Raw genomic sequence first — 5245 nt, forward strand, 5'->3', positions numbered from 1 at the left:
CGCCTCGATCAGCTCGTGCACGCAGCGATCCAGCGGCAGCGCCTCCTGCGTCTGGTTCCAGCCTCGCAGCACCTGCTCGCGCTCCGCCGCCGGCAGCATCGGCAGCCGCCCCACCGCCATCTGTTCATCAGCCACCATGGCCTCCAGCAGGCGCTGCCAGTAGCCCAGGAAGCGCTCGACAGTGCGGCGCTCGAACAGGGCGGTGGCGTACTCCAGTGCACCGACGAGTTCGTCCTCCTGCTCCTGCACGCTCAGCGTCAGGTCGAACATGGCCGTCTTCTGCGCCACATCGACGCTGGAGACCGACAGGCCCGGAAGGTTCAACTCCCCAGGCGGCGTGTTCTGCCAGGCCAGCATGTGCTGGAACAGGGGAGGATGGGAAAGGCTGCGGGCCGGCTGGACCCGTTCCACGACTTGCTCGAAGGGAAGATCCTGATGCTCCTGCGCTGCCAGAACCTGGGCCCGGGTCCTGGCCAGCAGCTCGGCGACCGAAGGCTCACCGCCCAGATCGACGCGCAAGGCCAGGGTGTTGACGAAGCAGCCGATGAGCGGCTCGACCTCCAGGCGCTGGCGTCCGGCCACAGGGCTCCCCACCACCACATCATCCTGCCCGGCGAGGCGACCCAACAGCATGGCCCAGCTGGCCAGCGCTGTCATGTACAGCGTGACACCATGGCGCTGGCCGAGCGCCCTGAGACCGGCCACCAGGCGCGCGTCAAGCCGCACCTCAATCGAATCGCCCCGGTAGTCCTGCCGCTCGGGACGGGAACGATCCGAGGGCAGTTCCAGCAGCGTGGGTGCACCGGCCAGCGTCCGCTGCCAGTACTGCCCCTGGGCTTCAAGCTTGGCGCCCGACAGCATCCGGCGCTGCCAGCTGGCAAAGTCGGCGTACTGGATGACCAGGGGAGGCAGCGGATCCAGTCCGCCTTCCAGCTCCGCCTTGTAGAAGGCCCTGAGCTCCCCGAGCAGGACGGCAATCGACCAACCGTCAGCAGCCACATGGTGCATCACCAGCTGCAGCAAATGGTCCTGCTCGCCCACGCGCGCCAGCAGCAGGCGCAAAGGCGCGCCCTGCGCCAGATCGAAGGGCTGTGCGGCATGGGCTTCGAGCACGCCTGAATCGACGGAGCCCTGAAAGTCCACCTCGCTCCATTGCGGCTCTGCCGTGGGGGCGATGATCTGGCAGGCTTGGCCCTCCACGACGCGGTAGTGCGTGCGCAAGGTCTCGTGGCGGGCCACGATGCGCCGCACGGCGCGCCGCAGCGCGTCGATGTCCAGCCGTCCTGTCAGGCGCACAGCGCCGCTGATGTGATACGCGCCGGCGGCGCCCTCCATCTGGGCAAGGAACCAGAGCCGCTGCTGTGCCAGCGACAGCGGCAGCTCGCCCTGGCGGCTCACCGGCTGCAGGGGCGGATCCTGCGTGTCCGGTCCGAGCAGGACCTGCTGCGCCATATCGCACAGCACCGGTTGCTCGAACATGGCATTCAGGGGCAGCTCGGCGCCACAGGCCTCCCGCAGCCGCGATGCAAGCTGCACGGCCAACAGCGAGTGCCCGCCCAGCTCGAAGAAGTTGTCGTGGCGGCCCACGCGCTCCAGCTGCAGCAGCTCGGCCCAGATGGCCGCCAGCGTGGTCTCCACCTCGCCTTGCGGTGCCTCGTAGGCGCGCCGGCTCCAGGCCTGCTCGTCCGGCGCCGGCAGCGCCTTGCGGTCCAGCTTGCCGTTGGGCGTCAGCGGCAGCGATTCCAGCTGCACATAGGCCGCCGGCACCATGTAGCTGGGCAGCGTGGCTTGAGCCTGCGCCCGCAGCTGCTCCGCCGTCGCATGGCCGGTGTAGTAGGTCACCAGGCGCTTGTCACCGGGCTGGTCCTCGCGGGCCAGTACCACCACGTCGCCGGCTTCCTCCGCACCCAGCGCGGCCAGCTTGGCCTCGATCTCCCCCAGCTCGATCCGGAAGCCCCGGATCTTCACCTGGAAGTCATTGCGCCCCAGGTACTCGATGGTCCCGTCCGCCAGCCAGCGGCCCAGGTCCCCGGTCTTGTACATGCGTGCGCCAGCCTCCTCGCTGAAGGGGTCCGCCACGAAGCGTTCCTCGGTCAGCTGCGGCTGGTTCAGATAGCCACGCGCCACCCCGGCGCCGCCCACGTACAGCTCCCCGCTCACCCCCACCGGCACCGGCTGGCGCTGCGCGTCCAGCACATAGAGCCTCAGGTCCGGGATGCGCCGCCCGATCGGGCTGGGACCCCTGCGCTGCGCATCCTCAGCTCGCAGCGGGCAGTAGGTCACGTGCACCGTCGTCTCGGTGATGCCGTACATGTTCACCAGCCGAGTCCTGTCCCCGTTGCGCTCGTACCAGGGCGTGAGCGTGCGCAGCTCCAGCGCCTCCCCCCCGAACACGATGCAGCGCAATTGGTGCTCCCGCGCACTGCGCGCCTGCGCCGCCACCAGCTGCTGGAAGGCGCTGGGCGTCTGGTTCAGCACCGTCACGCCCTGATCGCACAGCAGCTCGTAGAAGTCCTCGGGCGAGCGCGCCGTCTCCTGCGGCACGATCACCAGGCGACCGCCGTGCAGCAGCGCCCCCCAGATCTCCCACACCGAGAAGTCGAAGCCCACCGAGTGGAACAGGCTCCAGGCATCGTCCGCCCCGAACTCGAACCAGTCCTGCGTCGCGCGGAACAGCCTCAGCACCTGGCGGTGCTCCACCATCACCCCCTTGGGGCGGCCCGTCGAGCCCGAGGTGTAGATCACATAGGCCAGGCTTTGCGGGCCCACACCGGTCTGCGCCACCGGCAGGTCCTCTGCCGACAGCCCGGCCCAGGCCTGCTGCGGCGCGTCCAGCGCCAGCACCTGCCTCGCGCCCGCCTGCAGATGCTCGCCCAGCGCCTCGCGCCCGGCCGCATCCACCAGCACCACCACCGGCGCGCTGTCCGCCAGCGTCGCGCCCAGGCGCTCCGAGGCATACGCCGGGTCCAGCGGCACATAAGCCGCTCCCGCCTTGAGCACCGCCAGCAACGCCACAACCATCTGCGCGCCCCGCGCCAGGCACAGCGCCACCCCGTCTTCGGGCTTCACGCCCAGACCCACCAGATGGCGCGCCAGACGGTTGGCCTCAGCATTGAGCTCTCCGTAGCTCAGCGTCTGTTCGCCATCCACCAGGGCCACCGCCTGCGAACGCTGCCTGACCTGCGCCTCGAACAGCTCGTGCAGCGTCTGCGTCAGCGGCGCCTGCGCCGGCACCACGTTCCAGTCGTTCAGCACCTGGCGGCGCTCGGCCGGTCCCATCAGGGGCAGGCGCGCCACCGGCTGGCTGTCATCGGCCGCCATGGCCTGCAGCAGGGAGGTCCAGTAGCCCAGATAGCGGTCAACCGTCGAGGCTTCGAAAAGCGCTGTGGCGAACTCGATGTCGCCTGCAATACCGTCAGCGGACTCGCTGAGGCTCAGCGTCAGGTCGAACTGGGCGGTACGACGCTCCAGCTCGAGCCGCTCCAGCTGCAGGCCAGGCAGCGCCAGTTCGGCCTGCGGGGTGTTCTGCCACGCGAAGACGGTCTGGAACAGGGGCGTGTGCGCCAGGCTGCGCGGGGGCTGCACCGCTTCGACCACCTGCTCGAAGGGCAGGTCCTGGTGCTGCTGTGCCGCCTGCACCTGCGCCCGGGTGCGCGCCAGCAACTGGGCCACGCTGGGATCGCCAGAGAGGTCCAGGCGCAGGGCCAGCGTATTGACGAAGAAGCCGATCAGGGACTCCACCTCGGGGCGGTCACGCCCCGCCATGGGGCTGCCGATCACGACATCGTCCTGCCCGCTCAAGCGGCTCAGCAGCATGGCCCAGCTGGCCAGCAGCGTCATGTAGAGGCTGACGCCATGCCGACGGCTGAGTGCCTGCAGCGAGGCCGTCAGCGTGGCATCCAGCTGCACCCGGCGAACGGCACCCGAATGATCCTGCAGCAGGGGCCGCGGATGATCGACGGGGAGTTCAAGAAGGGCCGGCACCCCTGCCAGGGCCTGCTTCCAGTAGGCGGTCTGCTGCTGGCGGCGATCGCCTTGCAGCCATTGACGCTGCCATGCGGCGAAGTCGAGGTACTGGACGGGCAAGGCCGGCAGCGGGGAAGGCAGGCCTTGCAGTCGCGCAGCGTAGAGGCGGCTGACCTCTTCCAGGAGGATGCCGACGGACCAGCCGTCAGAGGCGATGTGGTGCATGACGACCTGCAGCAGGTGCTCGTCGTCGCCCATCTTCACCAGCAGCACGCGCAGGGGCAGCTCCTGTGACAGATCGAAGGGCTGCTCCGCATGGACGCGGCTGAGCGCCTCCCACTGGGCTTCGCGCCGGGCTTGGGTTGACAGGTCCCGGAAGTCCAGCGTGCAGGCCAGGTCTGGCCTAAGGACCTGCTCGGGCTCGCCCTGGCGCAGGGTGAAACAGGTATGCAGGGATTCATGGCGTTCCACGACGCCTTGAAGCGCCCACTGCAGCGCGTCGACATCCAGCAGTCCACGCAGACGCATGGCACCACTGATGTGGTAGGCACGGCTCGCGTCCTCGAACTGGGTCAGGAACCACAGACGTTGCTGGGCCAGCGACAAGGGAAGCGGACCGCTGCGGTCCACCACGGCCATGGGCTGCTCATCGGCCAGGTCAGCGGGTCTTGTCAGGCCGGCGGCCAGTTCGGCCACCGTGGGCGAGATCAGCAGTGTTCTGGCATCGACCTGCAGGCCCTGCCGGCGCATGCGCTCCACCAGGCCCAGAGCCAGCAGGGAGTGCCCGCCCAGCTCGAAGAAGCTGTCGTGACGGCCCACGCGCTCGACCTTGAGCAGCTCCGCCCAGATCGCCGCCAGCTGCGCCTCCAGCTCGCCCTGCGGCGCCTCGTAGCCCCGCGCCACCCCTTCCTGCCCGCCCTGCGGTGCCGGCAGCGCCTGCCGGTCCAGCTTGCCATTGGGCGTCTTGGGCAGCGCCTGCAGCCCCACATACGCCGCCGGCTGCATGTACGCCGGCAGCCCCTGCCCCGCATGCCCTCGCAGCGACTCCACGCTGGCCTCGCCCGTGTAGTACGCCACCAGGCGCTTCTCCCCGCCGGCCTCCTCGCGTGCCACCACCACCACTTCCTGCACCTGCGCATGCCGCGCCAGATGCCCCTCCACCTCCCCCAGCTCGATGCGGAAGCCCCGCACCTTCACCTGGAAGTCATTGCGCCCGATGTACTCCACCTCCCCGTTCTCCAGCCACCGCGCCAGATCTCCGGTCCTGTACATCCGCGCT

At 69.5% G+C, this 5245-nt stretch carries 1 protein-coding gene; it reads right to left on the reverse strand.

Going from position 1 to position 5245, the window contains the following annotated elements; translation table 11 throughout:
• On the reverse strand, positions 1–5245 hold a 5245-nt coding region (locus ABDJ40_RS24495), incomplete at both ends, for an amino acid adenylation domain-containing protein (RefSeq protein WP_347613705.1).

The sequence above is a fragment of the Roseateles flavus genome (assembly GCF_039872765.1).
Lineage (GTDB): Bacteria > Pseudomonadota > Gammaproteobacteria > Burkholderiales > Burkholderiaceae_C > Roseateles_B > Roseateles_B flavus.